This window comes from Microbacterium cremeum (assembly GCF_015277855.1).
Taxonomy (GTDB): Bacteria; Actinomycetota; Actinomycetes; order Actinomycetales; family Microbacteriaceae; genus Microbacterium; species Microbacterium cremeum.
This window is the reverse complement of sequence record NZ_CP063812.1, coordinates 3,676,236-3,702,295: the sequence shown is the minus strand read 5'-3', so window position 1 is coordinate 3,702,295 and position 26,060 is coordinate 3,676,236. Positions and strand designations below refer to the sequence as shown.

General features: G+C 71.4%; 23 protein-coding genes. 12 read left to right on the top strand and 11 right to left on the bottom strand.

The genetic code is table 11. The annotated features are described in order from the left end of the window. Position 1 precedes the first annotated feature (1 nt). Positions 2-1,144: a glycoside hydrolase family 172 protein gene (locus IM778_RS16530; RefSeq protein ID WP_194409899.1), complete on the bottom strand. Its 1,143-nt coding sequence runs from the start codon at positions 1,142-1,144 to the stop codon at positions 2-4. A 122-nt stretch (positions 1,145-1,266) separates the two neighbouring features. Here IM778_RS16530 and IM778_RS16525 point away from each other — a divergent pair, with 122 nt between their 5' ends. The 6 genes from IM778_RS16525 to IM778_RS16500 all read left to right on the top strand — a co-directional run bounded on the left by IM778_RS16525 (position 1,267) and on the right by IM778_RS16500 (position 9,541). Further along, the gene (locus IM778_RS16525) at positions 1,267-2,256 is read left to right on the top strand and encodes a LacI family DNA-binding transcriptional regulator (RefSeq protein WP_194409898.1); all 990 of its coding nucleotides are present in this window, start codon (positions 1,267-1,269) and stop codon (positions 2,254-2,256) included. 108 nt (positions 2,257-2,364) lie between these two features. After that, positions 2,365-3,882 carry an FGGY-family carbohydrate kinase gene (locus IM778_RS16520; RefSeq protein WP_194409897.1) on the top strand — a complete coding sequence of 506 codons (1,518 nt, stop codon included), beginning with the start codon at positions 2,365-2,367 and terminating at the stop codon, positions 3,880-3,882. Continuing rightward, positions 3,879-6,431: a GH116 family glycosyl-hydrolase gene (locus tag IM778_RS16515; RefSeq protein WP_194409896.1), complete on the top strand. Its 2,553-nt coding sequence runs from the start codon at positions 3,879-3,881 to the stop codon at positions 6,429-6,431. Before IM778_RS16520 ends, IM778_RS16515 begins: the two co-directional genes overlap by 4 nt. Continuing rightward, positions 6,428-8,065, top strand: a complete 1,638-nt coding sequence (locus IM778_RS16510) for a fucose isomerase (RefSeq protein WP_194409895.1) — start codon at positions 6,428-6,430, stop codon at positions 8,063-8,065. Before IM778_RS16515 ends, IM778_RS16510 begins: the two co-directional genes overlap by 4 nt. A 28-nt stretch (positions 8,066-8,093) precedes the next feature. Further along, complete coding sequence (locus tag IM778_RS16505; RefSeq protein WP_194409894.1) at positions 8,094-9,062, top strand: hypothetical protein; 969 nt, start codon at positions 8,094-8,096, stop codon at positions 9,060-9,062. Positions 9,063-9,124: 62 nt separating this feature from the next. Then, on the top strand, positions 9,125-9,541 hold the full coding sequence (locus tag IM778_RS16500) for an MmcQ/YjbR family DNA-binding protein (RefSeq protein WP_194409893.1): 417 nt from the start codon (positions 9,125-9,127) through the stop codon (positions 9,539-9,541). A gap of 1 nt (position 9,542) precedes the next feature. On the opposite strand, the gene IM778_RS16495 is transcribed toward IM778_RS16500, so the two are convergent. Both IM778_RS16495 and IM778_RS16490 read right to left on the bottom strand, forming a co-directional pair. After that, entirely contained in the window at positions 9,543-11,168 is a 1,626-nt protein-coding gene (locus tag IM778_RS16495; RefSeq protein WP_194409892.1) for an amidohydrolase, read from the bottom strand. Beyond that, entirely contained in the window at positions 11,165-12,454 is a 1,290-nt protein-coding gene (locus tag IM778_RS16490; protein WP_194409891.1) for an MFS transporter, read from the bottom strand. Before IM778_RS16490 ends, IM778_RS16495 begins: the two co-directional genes overlap by 4 nt. Positions 12,455-12,623: 169 nt before the next feature. Between IM778_RS16490 and IM778_RS16485 the strand changes: the two genes are divergently transcribed. Continuing rightward, positions 12,624-13,229, top strand: a complete 606-nt coding sequence (locus IM778_RS16485; protein WP_194409890.1) for a TetR/AcrR family transcriptional regulator — start codon at positions 12,624-12,626, stop codon at positions 13,227-13,229. Between the two features lie 13 nt (positions 13,230-13,242). On the opposite strand, the gene IM778_RS16480 is transcribed toward IM778_RS16485, so the two are convergent. After that, the gene (locus IM778_RS16480) at positions 13,243-14,622 is read right to left on the bottom strand and encodes a DUF2252 domain-containing protein (RefSeq protein WP_194409889.1); all 1,380 of its coding nucleotides are present in this window, start codon (positions 14,620-14,622) and stop codon (positions 13,243-13,245) included. 211 nt (positions 14,623-14,833) lie between these two features. Here IM778_RS16480 and IM778_RS16475 point away from each other — a divergent pair, with 211 nt between their 5' ends. Together IM778_RS16475 and IM778_RS16470 are read left to right on the top strand one after the other, a co-directional pair. Next, positions 14,834-15,949 carry an AI-2E family transporter gene (locus IM778_RS16475; RefSeq protein WP_194409888.1) on the top strand — a complete coding sequence of 372 codons (1,116 nt, stop codon included), beginning with the start codon at positions 14,834-14,836 and terminating at the stop codon, positions 15,947-15,949. Positions 15,950-15,998: 49 nt separating this feature from the next. Next, on the top strand, positions 15,999-16,814 hold the full coding sequence (locus IM778_RS16470) for a potassium channel family protein (protein ID WP_228484616.1): 816 nt from the start codon (positions 15,999-16,001) through the stop codon (positions 16,812-16,814). 62 nt (positions 16,815-16,876) lie between these two features. Here the strand turns inward: IM778_RS16470 and IM778_RS16465 are convergent, their stop codons facing one another. From IM778_RS16465 to IM778_RS16455, 3 genes are read right to left on the bottom strand one after another with little or no spacing between them, the layout of a single operon-like run. Further along, positions 16,877-17,230, bottom strand: a complete 354-nt coding sequence (locus IM778_RS16465; RefSeq protein WP_194409886.1) for an SHOCT domain-containing protein — start codon at positions 17,228-17,230, stop codon at positions 16,877-16,879. 11 nt (positions 17,231-17,241) lie between these two features. Then, positions 17,242-17,661, bottom strand: coding sequence for a DUF6325 family protein (locus tag IM778_RS16460; protein ID WP_194409885.1), 420 nt, complete (start codon positions 17,659-17,661; stop codon positions 17,242-17,244). A gap of 22 nt (positions 17,662-17,683) precedes the next feature. After that, positions 17,684-18,067, bottom strand: a complete 384-nt coding sequence (locus IM778_RS16455) for an SHOCT domain-containing protein (RefSeq protein ID WP_194409884.1) — start codon at positions 18,065-18,067, stop codon at positions 17,684-17,686. Positions 18,068-18,323: 256 nt separating this feature from the next. Here IM778_RS16455 and IM778_RS16450 point away from each other — a divergent pair, with 256 nt between their 5' ends. After that, on the top strand, positions 18,324-19,463 hold the full coding sequence (locus IM778_RS16450) for a peptidoglycan-binding domain-containing protein (protein ID WP_194409883.1): 1,140 nt from the start codon (positions 18,324-18,326) through the stop codon (positions 19,461-19,463). Between the two features lie 49 nt (positions 19,464-19,512). Here the strand turns inward: IM778_RS16450 and cls are convergent, their stop codons facing one another. From cls to IM778_RS16430, 4 genes are all read right to left on the bottom strand, one after another. Next, positions 19,513-20,988 carry a cardiolipin synthase gene (gene cls, locus IM778_RS16445; protein WP_194409882.1) on the bottom strand — a complete coding sequence of 492 codons (1,476 nt, stop codon included), beginning with the start codon at positions 20,986-20,988 and terminating at the stop codon, positions 19,513-19,515. A gap of 63 nt (positions 20,989-21,051) precedes the next feature. Then, entirely contained in the window at positions 21,052-21,945 is an 894-nt protein-coding gene (locus tag IM778_RS16440; RefSeq protein ID WP_194411938.1) for a formylglycine-generating enzyme family protein, read from the bottom strand. A 73-nt stretch (positions 21,946-22,018) separates the two neighbouring features. Next, positions 22,019-22,690 (bottom strand): GAP family protein, encoded by a 672-nt coding sequence (locus IM778_RS16435; RefSeq protein WP_194409881.1) that lies wholly within the window; start codon positions 22,688-22,690, stop codon positions 22,019-22,021. 102 nt (positions 22,691-22,792) lie between these two features. Continuing rightward, on the bottom strand, positions 22,793-23,440 hold the full coding sequence (locus IM778_RS16430; RefSeq protein WP_194409880.1) for a hypothetical protein: 648 nt from the start codon (positions 23,438-23,440) through the stop codon (positions 22,793-22,795). Between the two features lie 127 nt (positions 23,441-23,567). On the opposite strand from IM778_RS16430, the gene IM778_RS16425 reads away from it, so the two are divergent. After that, positions 23,568-24,779, top strand: a complete 1,212-nt coding sequence (locus IM778_RS16425; RefSeq protein WP_228484615.1) for a glycosyltransferase — start codon at positions 23,568-23,570, stop codon at positions 24,777-24,779. A 6-nt stretch (positions 24,780-24,785) separates the two neighbouring features. Next, positions 24,786-26,039, top strand: coding sequence for a glycosyltransferase (locus tag IM778_RS16420; RefSeq protein ID WP_194409878.1), 1,254 nt, complete (start codon positions 24,786-24,788; stop codon positions 26,037-26,039). Positions 26,040-26,060: the final 21 nt, after the last annotated feature.

Here is a 26,060-nt window from a genome sequence, read left to right as displayed (position 1 = left end):
CTCAGTCCTGAGGTGCGCGCGGGGGTGTGGCGCCGATGTCGGGCACCGGGGCGGTGCCTAGGTGCACCTCCAGATCGTCGACCGTAGGCGTTCTCGGCCGGCGTGCGGTCGGCCGGTCGAGGTAGAACATCGCGGTCGACGAGATGTCGTCGCGAAGCGGCAGGTAGCGCCAGCCGCTCCGCCAGCCGAGAGCCTGGATGTCGACCTTCGGGATGCCGGTCGCGAAGAAGATCGGGTCGAGCAGGTGCCAGCGGTACATGCCGAAACGCTGCTGGCTCACGTAGAGGCCGTCGGGGCGGATCACCTGCGGCATGCCGAGGTACGGAGTCGAGAACTCGGTGTACCCCTTGCCGGGGATGTCGAAGTTCCACGCGCCGCCGAAGTAGTCCTCGGTGCCGGTGCCGCAGATGGTGGGGTAGTCGGTGTCGTCGTCGAGATAGAACTTGATCTCGCCCTCGCCCCACCAGCCGTTGGAGTTCACACCCCACGCGATGTAGGTGCCGACGTACTGCCCCTGGCCCTCGATGCCCTCCAGAATCGTGTGCGGCACGAGCTCCTCGAGAGGGTTGGAGCGGCGCCACTGCGCGTGGAAGTAGCCGTCCTGCGAGTAGTCGCCGCCGAGCTCGTACGTCACCTGGTAGTACACGCGGACGTCGACGACCGAGGTGTTCTCGACCGTCAGGCGCGCGCCCGAACGGAACGGCATGGGCCAGTACGAGTTGAATCCGCCGTGCGGGTTGGCGGCGATCGTCTGCGAGTTCACCTGGGCGAACACGCCCCACCCGTTGCAGAAGAAGTCGCCGTACGGCACCTCGACCGCAGGTTCGGCGGCGCCGTCCCAGTACGCCCGCAGGATCAGGGTGCGCCAGTTGTCGGTGTGCGTCGTGATCCAGATGTGCGTGATCTTGCCGGGACCGTCGATGGTCGCGAGATCGAAGGTCTCGCCCGCCTTGATGTCGACGCTCGGCGAGATCTTCCAACCCGGGCCGAGGTCGCGAGCGCACGAGGCACCCGTGCCCTCGGTCGCGCGGCCGCCGCCGCCGGCGGCGCCGTCGAAGTTCTCCGGAGAGATCGAACGCGTCTGCAGCGGGCGCAGCCCGGCGATCGACGAGAGGTCCGGGGACGGGAATTGGGGTGAGCTCATCGGGAAGGCACATCCTCGTGTCGGCACGCCAGAACCCGGCGCACTTCTGGAATCGATTTCAACACTGTATTGTTGGCTGACCGGCATGTCAACGAAGGCCGGGCGCGCGGGAGCGAGGTGCCATGGCCACGATCTACGAGGTCGCGAAGCTCGCCGGCGTGTCTCCTGCGACGGTCTCGCGGGTCTTCAACGGCATGGGCGTGTCGGATGAGAAGGCGCTCGCCGTCCGAGAGGCGGCGCGTTCGCTGAGGTTCACTCCGAACCGCACCGCTCGCACGCTGCGCAAGCAGGCGTCCGAGGTGATCGCGCTCGTGATCCCCGACATCGAGAACCCCTACTTCACCGAGATGGCCCGCGGTGTCGAGGATGTCGCGTCCCAGGCGGGCTACTCGGTCGTGCTGTGCAACACCGACTCGCAGATCGAGAAGGAGGCGACGTACCTCCAGATCGCGATCTCGGAGCACATGGCCGGCGTGATCCTCGCCGCAGCGTCCGACCACACGAATCTCGACGATCTCATGGCGATCGGCCGCCCCGTGGTCGCGGTCGACCGCGGCACGGGCTACGACATCGACGGTGTCGTGATGTCGAACCGCACGGCGGGCCAGGCCGCTACCGAGAACCTGGTGCAGGCGGGCTATCGCCGGATCGCCTGCATCACCGGCCCGCAGCACATCGAGACCGCCTACGAACGTGCGCAGGGCTGGCGCGCCGTGCTGGCGCGCCACTTCCCCGACTCCGATCCCGACGAGCTGCTGCGCTACTCGACCTTCCGCGTCGACGGCGGACGCGAGGTCATGGAGGAGCTGCTGGCTCTGCCCGATCCGCCTGACGCGGTCGTCGCCGGCAACAACCTCCTGGGGGTCGGCGCCATCCAGGTGCTCACCGAGCACGGGCTCACCCCTCCCAAGATCGGCGTCGCGGTGGTCGGCTCACTGCCTTTCACGACGCTCTCTCCGACCGCGGTGACGGTGGTGCGACTGCCCGCACGGCACATGGGCGTGACGGCGGCCAAGATGCTCCTCGAACGCATCAACGGCGACGACCAGCCGGCGCGCACCGTCGTGCTGCGCAACGAGGTCCAGCCGGCTCGTGCCTCGCAGCGGGTCTGAGCCGAACGCCGCGGTTTCAGATCGACCCCCGTTTCGCGCGGTTGATCATGAAATCGATTTCGTCTAGAGTGAACGCGTTCGTCAGCCCGTCATGATCGAGGAGGATCGATGGCCGTCACGTGCACGCTCGGTGTCGACATCGGCACGTCCAGCAGCAAGGGCGTGCTCGTCGACGGGTCGGGGCACATCCTGGCGAGCGCGACCGTCGCGCACGACGTGTCGCGCCCGAAGCCGGGTTTCGTCGAGATGGACGGGCGGGTCTGGTGGGACGAGTTCGTCGGGCTCGCTCGTGAACTGCAGCTGACCGCACGCGCCGACGGGGTCGAGCCCGAGATCACCGCGGTCGGCGTGAGCGGCATGGGCCCCTGCGTGCTGCTCGCCGACGCTCACGACGAGCCGGTGCGCCCCGCGATCCTCTACGGGGTCGACATGCGCACGGGCGAGCAGATCGCCCGGATGAACGCCGAGCTGGGCATCGACGAGATCACCCGCGTCGGCGGCTCGATGCTCACTTCCCAGGCCGCCGGGCCCAAGATCCGGTGGATCGCCGACGAAGAGCCCGCGGCGTACGCCCGCGCGCGCCGGCTGTTCATGCCGGCGTCGTGGCTCGTCCGCCGTCTCACCGGCGCCTACGTGCTCGACCACCAGTCCGCGAGCCAGGTCTCGCCGCTGTACGACGTCGAGGCCGCAGCCTGGCACGACTCCTGGTGGCAGCGGTTCGCGCCCGGCATCGAGGCGCCGGCGCTGGCATGGGCGGGCGACATCGCCGGTGCCGTGACGGATGCCGCAGCCGCCGTCACCGGCATCCCCGCCGGCACGCCGGTCATCGTGGGCACCGTCGACGCCTGGACCGAAGCGGTGAGCGCCGGGGCGCACCGGGACGGCGACCTCATGCTGATGTACGGCACCACCATGTTCCTGATCGCGACCGGCACGCGGACGCTGCGCACCCCCTCGATGTGGACCACGGCAGGGGCGTTCCCCGGCACGCGCAACCTCGCCGGAGGCCTCGCGACCTCCGGCGCGCTGACCGCGTGGCTGCGCGACCTCACGGGCGCCGACTATCCGACGCTGCTCGCCGAGGCGGAGGCGTCCGGTCCCGGTGCGCACGGACTCGCGATGCTGCCCTACTTCGCCGGCGAGCGGACGCCGATCCTCGACCCGGACGCCCGCGGCGTCGTCGCGGGCCTGACCCTCGACCACACGCGCGGCGATCTCTACCGCGCCGCTCTCGAGGCGACCGCGCTCGGCGTGCGGCACAACGTCGAGACGATGCGTGCCGCGGGTGCCGACATCCGTCGCATCGTCGCGGTGGGCGGCGGCACGCAGGGCTCGCTGTGGCTGCAGGTCGTCTCGGATGCGACCGGGCTCGTGCAGGAGGTGCCGCGGACGACGATCGGCGCGAGCTACGGCGCGGCGTTCCTCGCGGCGTGCGCGGTCTCGGCCGATCCTCCGCGCATCGGCGACTGGAACCCCGTCGACACCGTGGTGCGCCCGGATCCCGAGCTGACGTCCTTCTACGACGAGCTGTTCGCGCGCTACGTCCGGCTCTACGACACCACCAAGCACCTCGTGCATGAGCTCGCCGCCGACCAGCGCCGCGCGCCGCAGGCGGTGTCGGCATGAGGCGCCGGGCACGCGGCATCCCGCACACCGCTGAGCGCGCGGCGTTCCCGCTGGGCGGCGTCGGCACCGGCAACGTCTCGCTCGGCGCCCGCGGCGAGCTGCGCGACTGGGAACTCGAGAACCTGCCCGACAAGGGACGCCTCAACCCGTACTCGTTCTTCGCGATCCACGCCGCGCCCGAGGCCGGTGCTGCCGTGACGCGCGTGCTCGAGGCACAGCTGACCGGGCGGCGCGACTGGGATGCCGGCTACCCGTTCGAGCGCCAGGCCGGCCTGCCGCGGCTGCGCGCCGCGACGATGCACGGCGAGTACCCGGTCGTCGACATCGACTTCGACGACGACGTGCTGCCGGTCACCGTGTCGCTGCGCGCGTTCACCCCGCTGGTGCCGCTCGATCCCGATTCCTCCGGCATTCCCGCGGCCGTGCTGAGGTACCGCGTGACCAACCCCGGCACGGGCCGGGTGCGGGCGACCGTCGTCGGCAGCATGAGCCACACCGCCGGCCGCGGCGAGGGCCCGTTCGGCATGAGGGCGCAGCAGACCGTGCGGTGGCGCGAGGAGGACGGGGTCCGGGGTCTGGATTTCGGCATCCGTCTTCCCGAGGACGACCTGGGCTACGGCACCCTGAGCCTCACGACGACGGATGCCTCGACCACCGTCAAGCCGCAGTGGGTCACCGGGTTCTGGCCCGACGGGCCGCGGCTGTTCTGGAACGATCTCTCGGCAGACGGGCTTCTCGAGCCCGAGCCGCGCCTGACTCTCGAAGACCGGCCGCGCGGGCTGTTCGCGGACTCGGCGAGCGAGACGCCCATGGCCGAGGAAGAGCTGTTCGGCAAGCTCCCGCGACTGCGCACCGGTTCGCTCGGCATCGTCCATGAGCTCGAACCCGGCGAGAGCCGCGACTTCGAGTTCGTGCTGGCATGGAGCTTCCCGAATCGGCACCGCTCGTGGCGCGGGCACATCGTGGCCGACGCGCGCACTCCGGACGAAGGGGTCATGCGCAACCATTACGCAACGCTGTGGCCCGATGCGTGGGCTGCGGCATCCCATCTCCATCGTGAACTGCCCGCGCTCGAGGCGACGACGCTCGCGTTCGTCGAGGCGCTGTACGGCGGCAGCCTCGACCCTGTGGTCGCCGACGCGATCGGCGCCAACATCGCCGCGGCCCGCTCGACGACGGCGTTCGTCGTCGAGAGCCCGAACCTCGAGCTCGGCGACGGCCCGGTGTTCGCCGCGTGGGAGGGGTCGTTCGACCACGCCGGGTCGTGCGAGGGCACGTGCACGCACGTGTGGTCGTATGCGCAGACGGTGGCCTGGCTCTTCCCTTCGCTGGAGCGCAGCGCGCGCCGCGCCGAGTTCCTGCTCGAGACCGACGATGCGGGCGCCCAGAAGTTCCGCGGCAACCGCGTCTTCGGCGGCGAGTCGTGGTTCATGGGACCCGCGGTCGACGGTCAGCTCGGCACGTTCCTGCGGCTGCATCGCGAATGGCGCTTCTCGGGCGACGACGGCTTCCTGCGGGAGTCGTGGCCGGCGGCCGCGCGCAGCCTCGAGTACGCCATCCGCGAGTGGGATCGCGACGGCGACGGGCTCCTCGACGGCGAGCTGCACAACACCTACGACATCGAGTTCCACGGGGTCGACCCGCTCGCCAACGGCATGTTCGCGGCAGCGCTCCGAGCGGGCGCGCGCCTGGCGGCGCACCTCGGCGAGACGCATCGCGCGGCGGACTGGCTCGACCGCGCCGACCGCGTCTCCCGCGGCATGGACGACATGCTGTGGAACGGCCAGTACTACCGACAGGTGATCGACGACGTCGACGCCCACCGCTACCAATACGGCGAGGGCGTCCTGTCGGACCAGCTGCTCGGCCAGTTCCACGCGTGGATCAACGGCCTGGGCGACCTGCTGCCGCGCGAGCGGCTGCGGCGGGCGCTCGGCGCGATCGTGACCCACAACCACCGCGGCGACCTCACGGCGCACGAGAGCACGCAGCGGGTGTACGCACTGAACGACGAGGGCGGGCTGCTGCTGGCGTCGTGGCCCCTCGGCGGCCGGCCGGCGATCCCGTTCGTCTACTCGGACGAGGTATGGACCGGCGTCGAGCATCAGGTCGCGGCATCCCTCGCCTACGCCGGCATGACCGACGAGGCCCTCGAGATCGAGCGCACGCTGCGCGCCCGCTACGACGGGACGACGCGGAGTCCCTGGAACGAGATCGAGTGCGGAAACCACTACGCCCGGTCCCTCGCCTCGTGGGCGCTGCTGCTCGCCTTCACCGGCGCCCAGTGGGACGCGCCGACGCGCACCCTCTCGTTCGACCCCGCCGGTGACCAGCCCATGCGCGCCCTCTTCACGACCGGCGACGCATGGGGCCGCGTCGAACTCGACGGCGACGACGTCACGCTGCACGTCGACGGCGGCCGATTGACGCTCGACCGTCTCGTCGTGCGAGGGCGCACGGCATCCGGCCCTCTCATCGTCGCGGCGGGCGAGAGCGTGACCCGCACCGCCGCCCCCGTCCCAGACCCCTCACCACAGGAGACCCCATGACGACCTACACGCTCCCCGCACCGCGCGCTCAGCTGGCCACCCCGCCCCGGACCGCGTATCTCATCGCGTCGGGCGATCTGCGCGAGTCGGCGAATGCGGCCGGCTGGCCCACCCAGGTCGAGCTCGAGGCGGCGGTGACCCGGGTGCTCGGCGAGCTCGGCTGGCAGGTGATCCGCGCGAACGATGTCGACCCCGAGACCGGACACGGGTTCATCTCGAGCCAGCGCATGGGGCTCGAGGTGTTCAAGACCATCCCCGCCGACGCGCCGCTGATCGTCGCCGAGGCGGTGTGGCAGTACTCGCACCACGTGCTCGCGGGGCTGCGGACGCACCGGGGCCCGATCGTGACCGTCGCGAACTTCGCGGGGGACTGGCCCGGCCTGGTCGGACTGCTCGGGCTCAATGCGGGCCTGACCAAGATGGGCAAGGACTACGCCACGATCTGGTCGGTCGACTTCACCGACGAGTGGTTCCGGGCGGGCCTGAAGGAGTGGACCGAGACCGGGCGCATCACGCACGACGCGTCGCACGTGCGTGCCCTTCCCGAGCTGCCCGACACCCCCGAGGTCGAGCTCGGCCGGGCGCTGGGCGACCAGCTGCTGGCCGACAAGGCCATCATCGGCGTGTTCGACGAGGGCTGCATGGGCATGTACAACGCCATCTTCGACGACGAGCTGCTCAACAGGACCGGCATCTACAAGGAACGGCTGAGCCAGTCGGCGCTGTACGCCGAGATGCTGACGGTGACGGATGCCGAGGCCGACGCCGCGCGCGACTGGCTGGTCGAGCGGGGCATGACGTTCCGCTTCGGCACCGACGAGGCCACCGAGCTCACCGTGGGCCAGGTGCGCTGGCAGATGAAGATGTACATCGCCGCCCTGCGGATCGCCGACGACTTCGGCCTGGACGCCGTGGGCATCCAGTACCAGCAGGGGCTGAAGGATCTGGTTCCGGCATCCGATCTCGCCGAGGGCGTGCTCAACTCCACCGAGCGCCCGCCCGTGTACTCGCGCGACGGGCGCCGCGAGCTGTTCGCGGACCGCGCGTTCCCGCACTTCAACGAGGCCGACGAAGGCGTCGCGGTCGACGCGCTCGTGACCGACCGGGTGTGGACCGCGATGGGACTCCTGCCCGACAACACGCTGCACGACGTGCGGTGGGGCGAGGAGCACGACGGCCGGTTCGTGTGGGTGTACGAGATCTCGGGCTCGGTCCCCGGCTCGCACCTGGGCGGGTGGGACAAAGCGGAGGGCTGGCGGCAGGGGCCGGTGTTCTTCCCCGCCGGCGGCTCGACGATCAACGGGGTGTCCCGGCCCGGCGAGGTGGTGCTCTCGCGCGTGTTCATCGCGGACGGCATCCTGCAGGCCGACATCTTCCGCGGCACGGTCGTCGAGCTGCCCGAGGACGAGACGCAGCGCCGCAAGGACGCCACCAACCCCGAATGGCCGATCGCGCACGTCGTGCTGCACGACATCAGCCGCGACCAGTTCATGGCCCGCCACAAGGCCAACCACGCGCAGCTCGTGTACGCGCCCGATGCCGACACGGCCGACCGTGCGCTCGTCGCGAAAGCCGCGATGCTCGACCGCATGGGCATAAAGGTCAACCTCGTCGGCCGCGTCGACGGGCTCTGAGCGCACCCGATCGAAGAGGAGAAGATCCGTGCCGACGGATTCCGAGGGCCGCGACTGGACCGAGGCCGTGGTCGACGGGCGCTGGCTGCGACCGGCGCCCGGCGGGGGGCCGCGGGAGCCCCGCTGGGGACATCCGGGCGGCATCCAGCTCGGCCTGCACCCGCTGAGCGGCCCGCGCGGGCTCCTGCGCATCTTCACGCCGTACCTGGGCCAGCCCCGCGAGCGACTGCTCAACTTCATCGCCGTCGAGCCCATCCCCGCCGGGGACAGCGAGCGCGGGTACAGCGAGCTCGAGCGCAGCCGTCTGGACGACGTGCCGGGACTGCGCATGTGGGCGGCCGACGACGCCGCTGACGCCGCGCCCCGCGACCCGCGCGACCCGGCGCGGGGCACGGTGGCCGTCATCGACGGCGTCGAGACGCTGACCGTCGACGTGCTGGTCGAGCCGTTCGCGAACGGCGCCGACGTGTGGGTGCGCGTACGGTTCCGCGCCGACCGGCCGCACGAGCTGACGGTGGCCGCCTACCGCCGCGACTCGTCGGTCGAGCTCGAGGCGTGCGTCCTCACCGCCACGATGGGCAATTGGGCGCGGCTGCGTACCCTCCACCTCGCCGAAGGCCGTGTGGCGACCGCGGGCAGGCTCTGGCCCGGCTACCGCGGCATCCACTTCGCCGACCACGCGGCCTTCGGCGTGGACGAGCTGGCCCGCGCGGGTTCCGAGGTGGTGGTCTCGGCGACGCCCGACGAGGCCGAGCCGCACCGCGCCGAGTACGCGCAGGGCACCCGCGAGCACTGGCACTACGTCGGCGATCGTGCCGTGCAGACGTGGCGGGCCGCCGATCCCGATTCGCGTCTGATCGCGCAGGTCAACGGCCGCCACACGTACTGGATGAGCGAGGCGCCGATCCCCGGCGGCATCGCGTTCGAGAACTTCGAGCTCGTCGAGCCCTTCCGCCAGGGCCGCGTCCTCACCTTCCAGGTCGAGCCGCTGGCCTGACCCGGCGCGGGCGGGCGCCGTTGCCCCTCGCCTGCGCGGGCGTTGCGGCGCATGATGGGTGCGTGGCGACTCTTGACGACGTGCGCGCGATCGCGGCGGGGCTCCCCGGCGTGGAGGAGCGCATCGACGGGCACCGCGGCGGCGCGACCTGGCGCGTGACGTCGGGTGCGTTCGTGTGGCAGCGCGGTCCGAGCGGCCGCGATCTCGAGCAGCTCTCCGCGCTGGGCCGCGAGTGGCCTCCGGGGGAGGTGGTCGGCGTGCGCACCGACGGGCTCCCGGTCAAGGATGCCCTCCTCGAGACCTACCCCGAGGTGTTCTTCACCATCCCGCACTTCGACGGATTCCCGGCCGTGCTGGTGCGCCTCGACGCGATCGAGGTCGATCACCTGCGCGAGGTGATCACCGATGCCTGGCTGCTCAAGGCGCCCAAGCGGGCGGCGAGCGAATGGCTCGCCGCCCACCCTCCGGCGCCCGGCTGACTCAGAGCTCGCCGGTGTCGTACTCGGCGCGACCGGCGACCACCGTCCGCACGACGCGGGCTCGCAGCAGGGACTCGGCGCCGGCGGTGAACGGATCCACGTCGACGACCGCGAAATCGGCGGCCATGCCCGCCGCGAGCCGGCCGCGCCGGTCGCCCTCGCCGACCGAGGCTGCGGCATCCCTCGTCGCGTGCCCGAGCGCCTGCTCGAGCGGCAGCGCAAACTGCGGATGCCGCGGCGCGAACGACGGATCGAGCGCCGAGCCCCGGGTCGCGGCGATGTACATGTTGGGCAGGGCCTCGTGCGGCGCCGTCGGCGCGTCGGTCGAGAACGCCAGGAGCGCGCCGGCCGCGACGTACTCGGGCCACGCGAACGCGCGGTCGACGCGATCGTCGCCGAGCATGGCCGCCCAGTTGCCGAAGATCGCGGGGTCGGCGTGCACGGGCTGCATCGAGGCGGTCACCCCGAGCCGGGCCATCCGCTCGGCGGTGCCGGGTGCGGCGTACTCGAGGTGCTCGATCCGATGGCGGCGTGCACGGGGGCCGTTGACCTCGGACGCGTGCTCGAGCGCATCGAGCGCGATGTCGCTGGCGAGGTCGCCGATGGCGTGGAGCGCCACCTGGAGTCCGGCGGCGTCCGCCGCGGCGACGACCGGCTTCAGGTCGTCGAGCGACCAGATGGGTTCGGCGTTCGAGCCGTCGGCATACGGATGCCGCATCGCGGCGGTGCACGCATCGATCACGCCGTCGACCACGAGCTTGATCCCCGCGATGCGCAGCCACGGCGACCTGATGCTCTCGGCGAGCTCTGCCGCGCGGGCGACCTGTGCGAGGTTGGCCGCCTCGTCGCCGGTGTTCTCGATGAACCAGTGGGCCGCGACGCGCAGCGGCAGGCGGCCGTCGCGGCGCGCGGCGGCGCGCTGGAAGGCGGCGAGGCCGAGCTCGTCGAAGGCCATGTCGACGACTCCCGTGACACCCGTGGCGAGATACGCGGCGAGCGTACGCTCGACGGCCTCGTCGCGGTCCGCGTCCCCGGCCGCCGCTGCGAGGAACGCCCACGCGTGCGCCTGCGCCGCGGTCTCGTACAGCATGCCGTCGGGCTCGCCGTCGGCGTCGCGGCCGAGGCGGCCGCCCAGCGGGTCGGGGGTCTCGCGCGTGATGCCGAGTTCTGCGAGCGCCGCGGAGTTGACCCAGCACGAGTGGTAGTCGTTCGCGTCGAGGTACACCGGCACGTCGGCGACCGCCGCGTCGAGCATCGCCGCGGTCGGCGCGCCGCCGGGTACCGAGTCGAACAGCCAGCCGCGTCCCAGCACGCGCGCGGCACCGGGGTCGGCAGCGCGCGCGGCGCGCAGCCGGGCCTGGATCTCGTCGAGGCTCCGCGCGTCCGTGAGGCCGACCCGCCCGAGCGCCTCGCCCATCATGACGAGATGCGTGTGGGCGTCGGTGAAGCCGGGCAGCAGCAGGCGTCCCGCGAGGTCGACGCGGGCGCAGTCGGGTCCGGCCGCCGCGCGTGCGCGCGCCAGGTCTCCGGCGAACACCACCGTCTCGTCGTCCACGACGAGCGCGTCGGCCCACGGCTCGTCGCCGGCCGTGAAGATGCGGCCCCCGGTGTACAGCGTCGCGCTCACGCCCCGACCTCCTCGGCGGCGTCGGCCTCGACACCGTCGGCCGCGGAGTCCGTCGCGGCGGCGGCCGCGGCATCCTTCTCGACCCGCCTCGAGATCGTGGCGACGATCGCTGCCGGGATCGCGAGCACGAAGCTCGCCGTCCCGAGGACCGCGACGAAGCCCTGATAGCCGAACAGCTCGACCAGCGCCGCGCCGATCACCGGCGTGAGCGCCGACCCGACGAGGTAGACCGCGAGGAGCGGCCCCGACCAGCGGCCGTCGGCATCGAGCGCGGCCGACGTCGAGACGAAGTACATGAACGCGATCGCGTAGATGGTGTTCCACACGATGAAGATCGTGATGAACGCGGTCTGGTCGGTCACGAAGCCCAGCGAGATCTTCAGCGCCCCGCCGGCGACGAGCAGCACGACCAGGGGCACGGCGCGTCCGAGCCGGTTGCCGACGATCATCAGCAGCACCGAGCCGAGGAGGCCGCCGGCCGTGCTGCCGCTGAGTGCGAGCCCGAGTCCCTCCGGCGTGAGTCCGGCGCGTTCGGCGCCCATGACGCCTGCCATCGCCCACAGCGAGTCCTCGCTCACGGCCCACAGTGCGAACGTGACGAGCAGTGCGAAACCGGCGATCGTCACGGCCCGAGAGGTCGTGCGCGCCCGGACGCGGACGGTTCCGGTCGCGGGAACCTCGATCGGCACCGCCTCGGCGACGGCGGCACCGGCCTGCGGGTCGATCACCGGGGCCACGGGGAGCCAGCCGACGGCGACGAAGCCGATGAGGCAGAACAGCGCCAGCGCGCCGAAGACGTCGATGGGCGCGAGCCCGATCAGCGGCACGACGGCGAGCACGATCGTGATCACGCCGCGGTTGGCGAGTCCGTTGAACCCCGCGACGCGATCCGGGTTGCGGAACGCCGCGAGCGCGGCTCCGGCGGCGGCGACCGCGCCGCCCGCGCCGACGCCGCCGACGAGGAGTCCGGCGACGGCGAGCGCGGGCACGCCCACGAGAGCTGCCACGAGGAACCCCGCGACGCCCGCGGCGAGGCCGATGCGCGCGACGAGACGGCGGTGCCGGCCCGCGCACCACGGCGCGGTGACCAGGCCCGTGACGGCGGTCGCCAGCAGCGTCGCCGTGACGATCCAGCTCGCCGTGAGCACGTCGGTGCCGAAGCCCTCCTGGAGGGCGGTGATCATGTAGGGCGAGAGGTTCACGCCGAGGTAGCCGGCGATGCCGATCGCGAAGGTCGCCGCGCCCGTGCGGACGCGGAGCGGGACCCGTGCTTCGAGGTCGTTCATGCGAGTGTCTTCCTGTCGTCTGGTGCACGGCGGTGTGCGGGGGACCGGCGTCGCGGCCGGTTAAACGAACGGTATTCGTTTATTGTTGCAGGAACATGTCGGTTCTGGGAAGACCGGATTGCACGGGCGGAGGCCGGCCCTAGGCTGACCGAGAGACGGAAGGAACCGGATGCCGCGCCCCCGCGTGAACCTGCTGTCGGTGGATCTGATCGCCGACGCCGCCATCGAGCTCGCCGATTCCGGCGAGACCTTCGGGGTCAACGCGCTCGCACGCCGCCTCGGCGTCACGCCGTCCTCCCTGTACAACCACGTGGACGGCAGGGACGCCATCGTCGAGCTCATGCGCGCGCGGCTGGGCGAGCGGTATCTTCCCGACCCGGTCTCGGGGGAGTGGGACGAGATCGTCGTCGGCACCGTGCGCGGGCTGCGACGCCTCTACGCCGACCATCCGCTCATCGTGCCGCTCCTGGTCGGCAAGACCATCACCGATCCCGGCGTCATCGCGAACTACGATCGGCTCGCGACCGCCCTGGTCGATGCCGGCCTGCCCGACGACGAGGTGCTCGCGATCGTGGCGGTCGTCGACGCGTTCGCGATGGGCTTCGGCCTCGACGTCACCTCGCCCGACGAGATCTGGAGCGCCGACACCCCGACGACGACCCTGGCGCGGCTGATGGCGGATGCCGCGACCGGCCGCGAACGCAGCGACCGGGCCTTCGAGATCGGCCTCGAGATGCTGGTCGCCTCGCTGCGCCTGCGGGTCGAGCGAACCTGAGCGCGCCTCGTCGCTACGCCGGGTCGGCGGTCCCGCGGTGCGCCGCGACGAACGAGTCGTAGTCGCTGCGCGACAGTGCCGCGTACGCGTACGCCCACTCGAGCAGGGCCTCGCCGACGACGCGGCCGGTGCCGATGTACCCCGCCACCAGCGCCGCCTGCGGGGATTGCGAATGCGCCCGCGCGAGCGTCGCGGCGCACGCCTCGGCGTACGCCCGGAACGGGCGGTCCTCGAGCACCTCGGTTTCGACGGACCCCTTCATGTCGTGGAACTGCCGCACGTAGAAGTCGCCGGTCTCGGACCGCAGATGGCCGAGGAACGGGTCCGACACCGCCTGCAGGATGCGCTGCAGCGCGACGACGCGACCGCCGTGCCCGTGCGCGGCGATGTGGTCCGTCGCCGCGCGCGGCTGCTCGATCCCGCCGTGCGCCACCAGCACGCTCTCGCCGGCCTGCTTGGCCTGCAGCAGCAGGGTGTTGCCGTCGCCGTCCTGGAACAGCACCAGTCCGCACAGGGTGCCCACGCTGCCGACGCCGACGACGCGGCGCGCAAGATCCGACTCCGTGTAGTGGCTGAGCACCATGCGGACGTCGATGTTGGCCGAGGCGGTGTAGCGCCGCACGTTCTCGTGCAGGCGCTCCCGGCTCACCACGTCGCCGTGCACCATCGCCGGCGGATGCTCGACGAAGACCATGCGTCCGTCGGCGAGCGTCTCGGTGAGCCGTCGCGTGGCGCGCTCGGCCGTGCGCCTGCGTGCGTCGCGCATCGCCTCCTTGAGCACGCGCCGCGTCTTCCGGTCGGCGTCGTCGGCGAACGCGTGCACGTCGAAGTGCTCGAAGAACCGCAGCAGCGGGCTGCGGCGCGCATGCGAGTCCATCGCGCGCGCGTACGTCCGCACGGCCGCCAGCGCGGCATCCGTCACCACCGCGTCGTCGCGCGAGCTCGCCTGCCCGCCGATCACGAGGCTGGTGACGAGGCGCTTGACGTCCCACTCCCAGGGCGCCCACGCCGCCTCGTCGAAGTCGTTCAGATCGAATACGAGAGTGCGCTGCGGCGAGGCGTAGAACCCGAAGTTGGCGACGTGCGCGTCGCCGCAGGAGGGGACGAGGATGCCGCTGTGCGGGTCGCGCCCGAGATCCGCCGCCTGCAGGGCCGCGGTGCCGCGGTAGAAAGCGAACGGGCTCGCCGACATCCGCTCGATGCGCAGCGGGACGAGCTCGGCGATCCGCGTCGCGTTCTGCCGCTCGAGGATGCCGAGCGGGTCGCGGCCGGCGCCGCTGAGGCGCGCGAGCGCACGCCGTGGCGTGTGCCGCCGCGCGGCTCGGCCCTCGGCCACGCGCTCCGAAACGCTCGCCGGCACCGCCCAGGATCCGGCAGCCGCGGAATCGCTCATGGGGTCATTGTGGACCCCGCGATTGCCCGAGCGATACACGGCTCTTCGATGACCGTCCCCGAGAGCGCGCTCGTGGAGGCCGGCGCACACGGGTTCACCGTCGTGAGCGTGCGCGACGACTGGTCACGGGTCTTCCCGGTCGAGGCGTGACCGATGAGGGGGCTCAGCGCGCCCCCGTCGCCGTGGTCGCCGCGACCCCTACCCTGAACTCGTGAAGCGCTCCGACCCGCCCTCTGCCACCCCCGTGCTGTCTCCGGGCCTTCGCGTGCTCCTCGGGCTCGCGGCCGCGGTGGTCGTGCTGGCCGGGATCTTCTTCGCCCGCGAGATCTTCGGCCCGCTGGTGCTCGCGATCGTCCTCGTCGTCATCTGCGAGCCGGTCCGCCGCCCCCTCGAACGGCGCGGGTGGCCGCGGTGGGCGGGCACCACCGCGGTCATCGTCGTCGGCTATCTGGTGCTGGTCGCCATGGGCGTGCTGCTGTGGATCGCCGGCACGCAGTTCGCGCAGCTGGTGGGGCAGTACGCCGACCAGCTCCGTGCCGGCGTCGGCGACCTGATCGCGTGGCTCCAGTCGGTCGGCCTCGACGAGGAGGCGTCGGATGCCGCAGCCTCCGTCCTCGACCCGCAGACGCTCCTCCAGCTGGCGTCGAGCCTCGGCGCCGCCGCGATCGGCGTCGCGACGGCGCTCTTCTTCGTGTTCGCGTACATCATCTTCATGGCCGTCGATGCGGCCCGCTACCGCGATGCCGGGCGCGTGTTCGGCGACGGGCATCGTCCGGTGCTGGCCCGGATCGGGCGCCTGAACACCGGCATCCGTCGGTACTACATCGTCAACGCGTCGTTCGGCGCCATCGTGGCGGTCATCGACGGCTTCGCGCTGTGGGCCCTCGGCGTGCCCGCCCCCGTCGTGTGGGCGATCCTCGCGTTCGTGACGAACTTCGTGCCCAACATCGGGTTCGTGCTGGGGCTCATCCCGCCGGCGGTGCTCGGGTTCGTCGTCGGCGGCTGGCCGATGCTGCTCGCCGTGATCGCGATCTACTCGGTCGTGAACGTGGTGCTGCAGGTGCTCGTGCAGCCGAAGTTCGTCAGCGACGCCGTCGACCTCAGCCTCACGCTGAGCTTCTTCGCCGTCATCTTCTGGACCTTCGTCATCGGCCCGCTCGGGGCCATCCTCTCGATCCCGCTGACACTGTCGGCGCGGGCACTCGTGCTCGAGGGCGATCCCCAGGCGCTGTGGATGCGATGGCTGTCGGGCGATCGCTCCGCCACCCCGGCGCGTGCCGCGCCGGCCGCCGGGCGCGACGTGCGTCCGGGCGCGCCGCGCGCGTGACCGGCGCGGCTCGGCGAAGCCGGGCCGCCGGTGCGGGATGATCCAGCGTGTGAACGAGGAGACGTGGCGTAGGCGCACCGAGATCCCGCTGATGATCGCGGGCTTCGCGTACCTCCTCGCGTACTCGTGGCGGGTGATCGCCGACCTGGTCGGGCCGGAGCGTGCCGTCGCATCGACGATCGTGCTCGTCACGTGGGCGATGTTCATCGTCGACTACCTCGTGCGGCTGTTCATGGCCGACCGCAAGATGGTGTGGTTCCGCACGCACCTCGCCGATCTCGCGTTCGCGCTGGTCCCGGTGCTCAGGCTGGTGCGGCTGCTGCGGGTGCTCACGCTGCTGCCCGGCATCAGGTCCACCGCCGGCGACCGGCTGCGCGTGCGCATCATGGTGTACGGAATCGGCGCATCCGCGATCCTCATCTACGTGTCGTCGCTCGCGGTGCTCGAAGTCGAGCGGCACGCTCCCGATGCGACCATCACGTCGTTCGGCATCGCGATCTGGTGGGCGTGCGTCACCGTGACGACGACCGGATACGGCGACTACATCCCCGTGACGGATTCCGGGCGTGTGGTCGCCTCTGCGCTCATGTTCGGCGGTGTGGCGCTCGCCGGCATCATCACCGCGTCGCTGGCGTCGTGGGTGCTCGAACGTGCCGCCGGCGGCCACGAGCACGAGCCGGCCACCAACGCGCAGGTGCGGATGCTGATGGCCAAGATCGACGACCTCGCCGCGAGCACGGCCGGCCGCGACGCGGATCACCACGGCCGTGCGGTGAACGGCGGCGCCGTCGCGCCGCCGCACGAGGCCGACGTCGAGGGGTGGGACGACCTCGGCAACGGTGGTGACGCCCGCCCCGGGGGCTGACGGCCGGGAACGTCGAGAGGGCCGCACCTCTCGACGGTGCGGCCCTCTCGGTGTCGGGATTCTCAGGCGAGCAACTTGGCCTTCGCGGCGGCGAACTCGTCGTCGGAGAGGATGCCCTGCGCGTGCAGCTGGCCCAGCTGGCTCAGCTGCGCCATGAGCTCATCGCCCGCGCCTGCCGCCGGTGCCGCCGGCGCCGGTGCCTGCGCAGGCATCTGCGCTGCGACGGCCTGGGCGGCAGCGGCTTCCATGGCAGCCTGCTGCTGCTGGGCCTCGTAGGCCTGCGCTTCCTGCTGCTGGAACGCCTTCTCCTGCTGGTGGCGTGCGATGCCGCCCGAGACGGCGGTCGCCGTTCCGGCGACGACGGCGGTGCGCGCCGCCATCCCGATGAGACCGGGGCGTCCGAATCTGCCGAGCATGTCTACCTCCTTCAGCTGGCGTTCTCTGCGAGGAACGCGTTCACGATCGGTGCGGGGATGCCGTGGCGGGCGATGACCGTGCCGCCGGCGTCGTAGAGCGCGGCCGCGAACGACTTCGCCCACAGCAGCTCGACCACGAGGATCGCCGCGGACGAGCCCGGCTCGAGGCCCTCGGCGAGCGTCGCGATGTCTTCCTCGCCGGCGAGGCCGGCCAGGTCGAGGGCCGGAACGCCGCCGTCGTCGATGGTGTCGGAGAGTTCGAGGATCTCGAGCTCACCCTCGGGGGAGCGCCGCGCGAACACCAGGTCGAGCAGGTTCACGGTGCCCGATGCCACGAGGTCGTCGATCGCCGCGAGCACGTCGGGACCCGGCCGGTCGCCGTCGAAGCCGATCGCGTAGAACTCGATCGGACCGTAATCGAAGGTCGTCATGTCTTTTCCTTTCACTCGCTGACTAGGCCGACAGCGCCTTGGCCTTGAGCGCGTCGAACTCGGCCTGCGTGATCGTGCCGGCGTCCAGCAGCGACTTCGCCTTGGCGATGTCGTCCGCGGCGCTCGGGGCGGACCCCGCGGTCTGACGGATGTACTCGGCCTGGGCCGACTGGATCGCCTGAGCCTGCGCGAGCGATCGCTTCTGCATGCCCGAACCGCGCGCGATCAGGTAGATCAGGGCGGTCAGGAACGGTACGAAGATGAGGAAGAGGATCCAGATCGCCTTGAGCCAGCCGTTCAGCTCATGGTCGCGGAAGATGTCGGCGATGATCGAGAACACGACCATCAAGTAGGCGACGAAGACGAAAACCCAGAAGATCCAGAGGAGGAAGTCCCAAAAGCCCATGGTGTGCGGTGCCAATCTATGGAACGGGCCCAGCGCCCGTCATTGGTACCGAACCTAGCGCGCGCTCTCGCCCGCGGCATCCTCTTATCCGCGTGAAAAGGGGGTGAACAGTGCCGACCCTGCTGCCGGCCGCCCCGCGCGGTGCGCGGGAACCGCGCGAGCGCGGTTCCCCCAGATCGCGTGAAGCGCGCGCGGGCGCGCACCGACAGAATGTGGCGGGGGAGCGTCCGAGCTCCCCGATGGGGAGGTCATACGCATGGGGAACGATCGCAGCCGGGCGCCGATGCGCCGCACCATGACGGGAGCGGCTCTCGTGCTCGCGGTCGTCGTCCTGGCCGGATGCGCCGCCGACGTGAGCGACGTCGACATCGCGCGGGCCAAGGTGACGGCGAAGGAGAAGGCAGTCGCAGAGGCCGTGGCCGCGGAGTCCGCCGCCATGAGCGGGTTCTGCCAGGCGGGCGAGGACTACATCCGCGCGCTCGACCGCTACGGCGACGTGCTGAACGCCACCGCCCCCACTGTCGGCGACGTCCGGGTCGCCGGTGCCGATCTCGCCGGACCGCACGACGAGGCCGTGAACAGCGCCGAGGCGATCGCCGAGGCGCAGCAGGCGGTCGTGACCGCCCAGCAGGAGCTCGCCGACGCGCAGGAGGCGCTCGCGCTGATCGATCCCGACGCCCCCGCGGGGACCGCGGACGAGCCGATGCCCGAGCCCACGCCGCTCGCGCCCGCCGCCTCGGTCGACCGCGTGACACAGGCCGAGGCCGACTTCGCGCAGGCCCAGGAGGGGATCGGCGACGGCACGCCGCTCGTCGACGCCGCCGAGCAGTTCAACAGCGCCGCGGTCGCTCTCGAGATGGCGTGGCTGTCGCTGTTCGCCGACACCGGATGCCTCTCCGGCGAGCAGCAGGTGCAGGCGATCGCGGCCGCGCGCGCGTACACCTCGGCGCTGCAGCAGGAGCTCACGACCGCCGGCTACTACGGCGGCGCGGTCGACGGCGTCTACGGACCCCTGACGACGCAGGCCGTCGAGGATCTTCAGGCCGCCGCGGGACTTCCCGTCACCGGCACGGTCGACAAGGCGACCGCCGAGGCGCTCCAGGCCGAGCTCGTCGCGATCGGCGAGACCGCCGCACAGGACTCGGTCGCCTCCACGGCCGCGGTGCAGCAGACGCTGAAGCTCGCCGGGTTCTGGGACGGCCCGGTCGACGGTGTGTGGACGCCCGAGCTCACCGAGGCCGTGAAGGAGCTGCAGGCCGAACTCGGTGTCGAACCCACCGGCGCCGTCGACGCGGCCACCGTGCACGCCTTCCAGGAGGCGCTGGCCGAGCTCGAGCGCGTGGAGCCGGAGCCCTCGCCGACAACCGAGGACGGCGAGGACGGCGAGGACGAGTGAGGGATGCCGCGGGCCGCGGTCGCACCGCGGCCCGCGGCATCCGTCGATCTCAGTTGAGCGCCGAGGTGAGTCGCATCACGCCGTCGAGGAACGTGGCCTTCTTGGGCTCGCGGCGCCACTCCTCGAGCATCAGCTCGCGCCCGGCGTCGCGATAGCCCTGCTCGACGTCCCGCATCGCCGCGACGAAGGTCTCGCCGCGCACGAGCAGCGAGACCTCGCTGTTGAGGCTGAACGAGCGGATGTCCATGTTGCTCGAGCCGATCACGGCGATGTCGTCGTCGATCGAGAAGTGCTTCGAGTGCAGGATGAACGGCGCCGGGTAGAGGAAGATGCGCACGCCGGCCTCGAGCAGCGCGCTGTAGTACGACCGCTGGGCGTGCCACACCATGAACTGGTCGCCGATCTCTGACACGAACAGCTGCACCTCGACGCCGCGCTGGCACGCGCTCGTGATGGCGTAGACCATCGCCTCGTCGGGGACGAAGTACGGGCTCGTCAGGATGACCTTCTCGGTCGCGCCGTAGATGAGCGAGAGGAACAGGCGCAGGTTGTTCTCGGTGTCGTAGCCCGGCCCGCTCGGCACCACCTGGCACATCAGCGTGTCCGGGGCGGTCGACTGGGCGACCTCGGTCGCCGGCACGTGCTCGGTCGACGAGAGGTCCTCGCCGGTCTCGATGAGCCAGTCCGACATGAAGACGGTGTTGACCTCGGCGACGACCGGTCCGGTGAGCCGGGTCATGAGCTCCTGCCACTTGAGGCCGCGCTTGATGTTCTTGGGCGAGTCGTACGTGCGGTCGATGAGGTTCTGCGACCCCATGAAGCCGACCCGGCCGTCGACCACGACGATCTTGCGGTGGTTGCGCAGATCGGGGCGCTGGTACTTGCCCTGGAACGGCATGACCGGCAGCATCCACGCCCACTTCACGCCGATGCGGTCGAGCTCGGCGAGCGTCTGCTTGGCGTTGGGGAGGCGCTTCGTCGAGAAGTGGTCGGCGAGCAGGCGCACGGTCACGCCCCGCGCGACGGCGCGCTCCATCGCGGCGAAGAAGCCGCGCGTCGTGTCGTCCCACGCGACGATGAAGAACTCGACGTGCACGAAGTGCTGGGCGGTCTCGATCTCGGCCGTCATCGCGTCGATCGACGCCTGGTAGTCGCCGTACAGGGCGGCCTCGTTGCCCCACGAGGCCGGCAGGGCCGTCAGCGTCTCGTTCTGCTGCACCACCCGCTGGAACCACCGCGGCCAGTCGGCGTCGGTCTTCTCGAGCTGCTTGTCGGCGACGTTGCTGCGGATCATCGCGTCGATGCGGGCCTGCTCGCCCCGGCGACGCGCAGGAAGCCGGAAGTTGCCGATGACGAGATAGAGGAAGATGCCGATGCCGGGCAGGATCGCGATCAGCAGCAGCCACGCCATCGCCGCGGTCGGCTTGCGGCCGCGGGGGATGTAGATGAGCGCGACGACGAGGATGACCAGGTGCACGAGCACCGCGACGCCCCAGGACAGGTTGGCGCTGAGAAGGAGGTCCACGGGGTCAGTCTGCCGTGCCGCGCGTCGGCGCACATAATGCAGTGCGCGTGAATCCGGGCGGGGTCAGGCGTCCTGAACGCAGCGGAACCCGATGTGCGACATCCCGGTGTCCTCGGCCTGCGGTGAGCGCGCGGCCGGACGGAAGCGCAGGCAGTACTCCGGCGAGCACAGGTGCGACCCGCCTTTGAGCACGCGCCGCGGGATGGTGGGGAAGCCCTCCTGCGCGCTCGCGGCGGCCAGGAGGTTCTCGCGCTTGCCCGCGTCGACCGGCTTGTCGGACAGGCGCAGGTGCCGCGGCGTGTAGTAGTCGGTGGTCCATTCCCACACGTTGCCGGTCATGTCGTACAGCCCGAAGCCGTTGGCGGGGTACGAGCCGACGGGCGCGGCATCCCCCACCCCCTGGTTGTCGTAGGGGAAGCGGCCGAGCCACGAGTTCGCCTGCGGAACCCCGCCGGGGTAGGGCTCGTCGCCCCACGCGAACCGCGCGCCGTCGAGTCCGCCGCGTGCCGCGTACTCGTGCTCGGCCTCGGTGGGCAGACGCAGACCCGCCCAGTCGGCGTAGGCGACGGCATCCTCGAAGGCGATGTGGACGACGGGGTGCCGCATCCGCTCGTCGATCGACGAGTCGGGGCCGAACGGCCGGCGCCAATAGGCGCCCGGCTGCCAGCGCCACCAGTTGCGCCAGTCGCCGAGGTCGACCGGCCCGGGGGTCGGCGTGAAGACCATCGCTCCCGGCACGAGGTCGGCCGGGTCGGCTCCCGCGAACGCGGCCGGATCGAGCTCGCGCTCGGCGACCGTGACGTACCCGGTGTCGTCGACGAACGCCGTGTACTGCTCGTTGGTCACGGCGTACCGGTCGATCCGGAAGGGCGCCACCTCGCGCTCGTGCACGGGGCGCTCGTCGGGGTAGAAGTCCTCCGAGCCCATGCGGAACGTCCCGCCGTCGAGGAGCACCATGTCGTGTTCGGGTCGGCGCGCGGGGGAGGTCACGCGTTCCACCGTATCGCTCCGGCGCACAGGCGGCCCCGGCTCAGAAGGCGGCGATGCCCTTGCCGATGAGGTTCACGCCGATGACCAGCAGCAGCACGGCCATGATGACCGCGTTCTCCTTGGCGAGCCAGCCGCGCAGTGCCGCCAGCGGCGCCTTCAGCTTCTCGGCGGCGATGAGATAGCCGACGACCGGGATGAGGATCGTGGATGCCGCGATCAGCGTGAACACCGCGACCACCAGCACGATCGAGCCGGTGTCGAGTCCCGCCGATCCGATGTCGGTGCCGCCGGCGGCGGCCAGCAGCAGGTTCTTGGGGTTGACCGCCGACAGCAGGAACCCGAGGCCGAGCGCCTTCGCGAAGGTGACGTCGTCGATCGCGTGCATCCACTTCGGCAGCGCCGGCTCTTCACCGGCCTTCGGCCGGCTGCGCCACTGGCGCAGCGCGACCAGCAGGAGCAGCGCGCCGAGCGCGATCTGGATGATGCCTGTGATCGGCTTCGAGTCGTCGGCGTCGCTGTCGGGCAGCACCGAGGACAGCAGCGTGAACACCGTGACCGCGACCACGATGCCGGCCACCCAGCCCAGCAGGAACCCGACGCTCGTGACGCGCGCGCGGGGCGAGAGAAGCATGAGGATCGCGGCGATGATCGGCACCGGGCTGATCGCGACACCGAGTGCGAGGGGGAGGATGTCTCCGATGACGGCGCCCATGTGAGGCCTCCTGACGGCGATGCGGCTGGTCTGCGCCCACCGTATCGCTGCGGCGGCCCGGTCGGCTCATGCGAATCGAGCGAGCCGTCACGCGTCGCGGGCTCAGCCGCGCGGCTCGATGCGCAGCACGTCGGGCGAGGCGTCGACGGTGAGGTCGTCGACCACGCGGAGGGTCCGTGCCAGGTCGTCCACCGAGCCGATCACCGTGCCGAAGCGCTCGCGGTCGGAGCAGACCGCGGTCACCGTCACGAAGTGCGTGCCGGTGTCCCACGTGTAGGTGGCGAACGGGGGAGTGCGCGGATCGGGCGGAAGCGCCAGCTCGAGCTTCTCGCCGACGCCCAGGTGCGGATTGCGGAACGACTCGGTGTCGTCGTACTCCATCGGCATCATCGCCCGCGCGGCGCGGAGGTCGTTGGTCGCCTGCTGGATCTGCGCCATCACCACGACGAGCTCCGGGTCGGACTTGAACGTCCACACCAGCACGCGGCCCGCGGCTTTGCGCATCAGGAGCGGTGCCGCCTGACTCATCGCCCACGCGGCGACGCCGCCGCCGCGCCTGCCGGTCGCCGCGGCCGTCGACGCGCCGCTCGCCGAGCCGATCGCCGGGGCGTTCGGGTCACCGAGCGCGGCGCCGGCCTGTGACAGCAGCATCCGGATAGCCGCCTTGCGGTGGCGGCGGCCTCGGAAGCCGAAGGACTCGGTCACCGGTACCCAGAGGTTCGGATCCGCATCGGCCTGGAGTCGGGGCATGTCTCCAGCGTACGTGGCGCGCCCCTGGGCGTTCCCAGGGCGTGAGAACCCCCTCGGGTACAGTGGATGCGCGTCACCCCACCCCCTGACCGACGCTCGCCCGCCGCACAGACAGGCCCCCTATCCCGTGACCGATCCTGCGACGCCCGACGCCACCGACGCCGCGAAACCGCGTCCTCTCACCATCCTCATCGGCGCCGACACCTTCCTCCCCCACGTCAACGGCGCCGCGCGCTTCGCCGAGCGCCTCGCCGCCGGTCTTGTCGCGCGCGGCCACGACGTCCACGTGATGGCCCCCAGCGCCGGCCACCGCAACCACGGCACCTTCCCCGAGACGATCGAAGGGCAGCCGATGACGATGCACCGGCTGCCGTCGTGGCGCTGGTATCCGCACGACTGGCTCACCTTCGTGCTGCCGTGGATGTCGAAGCACTACGCGCGTCGCGCGCTCGACGAGGTGAAGCCCGACGTCGTTCACATCCAGTCCCACATCGTGATCGGACGCGGACTGGCCCGCGAAGCCCGCAAGCGCGGCATCCCGATCATCGCGACCAACCACGTGATGGCCGAGAACATCCTCGACTTCACCACGCTGCCCGACTCGCTCAACAAGGTGGCCGTCAAGATCGCGTGGGCCGACGCGAAGCGCACGTTCGACCTCACGCGCGCGGTCACCACTCCGACCCGCCGGGCCGCCGACTTCCTCGAGTCGACGATCGAGATCGAGGGCGTCATCCCGGTCAGCTGCGGCATCGACGCGAGCAACTACAGCGCCGACCTCACGCCGCGCGACGCGCACCGCCTGGTGTTCGTCGGCCGGCTCACCACCGAGAAGCAGATCGACGTGGTCCTGCGCGCGATCGCACAGCTCGACCCCGCGCTCGACGTGCGCTTCGACATCGTGGGCAACGGCGACCAGCGCCGCAACCTCGAGCAGCTGACCGCCGAGCTCGGGCTCTCGGACCGCGTGTTCTTCCACGGCCACACCACCGACGAAGAGCTGCGCAGCTACCTCACCCACGCCAGCCTGTTCGTGATCGCCTCGATCGCCGAGCTGCAGTCGATCGCCACGATGGAGGCGATGGCCTCGGGTCTGCCGATCGTGGCGGCCGACGCCGTGGCCCTGCCGCACCTGGTGCACGACGGCGAGAACGGCTACCTGTTCCGGCCGGGCGACGTCGACGACCTGACCGCGAAGCTCACCACGGTGCTGACCCAGTCGCCCGAAGAGCGCCTGCGCATGCAGCGCGCCTCGCTCGAGGGCGTCAAGGTGCACGACATGCGCCGCACGCTCGACACGTTCGAGGCGCTGTACCGCGACGAGCCGCTGCCCGAGTAGCGCCCGATGCACGTCGTGATGTTCGGCGACCAGCACGCCGAGACCCTCGGCGGGGCTCAGGTCTCGATGCGGCTGCAGCGACGCTTCCTCGAGAAGGCCGGTCACACCGTGACGATGGTCGCTCCGGCCGTGCACGGAGCCCGCGGGCGCTCGATCGCCCCCGACGAGGTCTACGTCGACATCCCGTCGATCCCGATCACGCCGGATCGGGAGTACTCGATGTCGTGGCCGGGCCGACGGACCGATCGGCGGGTGGATGCTGCGCTCGCCGCGCGCCCGCCGGTGGACGTCGTGCACGTGCAGGCCGACTTCTGGGGCGCCTTCATCGGCCACCGCTTCGCCGCGCGGCACGGTCTGCCGGTGGTGCACACGATGCACAACCGCGTGGACGTGGGGATCGAGGCGACCGCCCCCTTCCCGAAGCTCGTGCTGCGCGCGCTCAACGCGTGGCAGCGCCGCGCGCTGCGCGCTTCGGGGACGGGTTCGGACGGCTGGGCGTACCTGCGGCGATTCGCCGCGCAATCCGATGCCGTGACCGCGCCGTCGTCGCACTTCGCCCGACGGCTCGAGGCCCATGGCGTCGCTCCGCGGGGCCGCCGCGGCCTGGCGCCCTCTCTCGAGGCGCCGTCGACGACCCCGGTCGTCGACGTGATCTGGAACGGCATCGACGACGACATCCTCGACGAGGTCCTGGCCGAGCTCGCCCACCCCGATAAGGCACGGAGGCCGCGGTTCGTGTGGCTGGGGCGCATGAGCCCCGAGAAGCGGCTGCTGCCGTTCCTTGAGGCGCTCGACCTGTCGGGCGTCGACGCCGACGTCGAGGTGATCGGCGGCGGCGGGCAGCTGCGCGCGGCCCGCCGGCTCGTCGAGAGGCTGCGTCCGCGGGCGACGGTCGTGTTCGCGGGGCGGATGCCGTACGCGCAGACCCTGCGCCGGATCGCGGCCGCGGATGCCGTCGTGCAGACCTCGATCGGATTCGAGACGCAGGGCATGACGATCTTCGAGGCCGCGTCGCTGGGCACGCCGGCGATCGTGAGCGACCCCGATCTCGCCGCCGAGCTCGGCACGGGCTGCTGGACCGTCGGCGACGGCGTCACGCCGGACCCATCGGTCGCCGCCCTCGCCGACGCGCTGCGGGCCGCGGCATCCGCCATCTCGGCCGGCACGCCGCGCGTGCCCGACCCGGCGATCCGCGAGCGCTTCCGGCAATCGTCGCGGACGGCCGCGATGATCGAGGTCTACGCCCGCGTCACCGCTTGACCCGGCGCGCCGGCGGTGGGT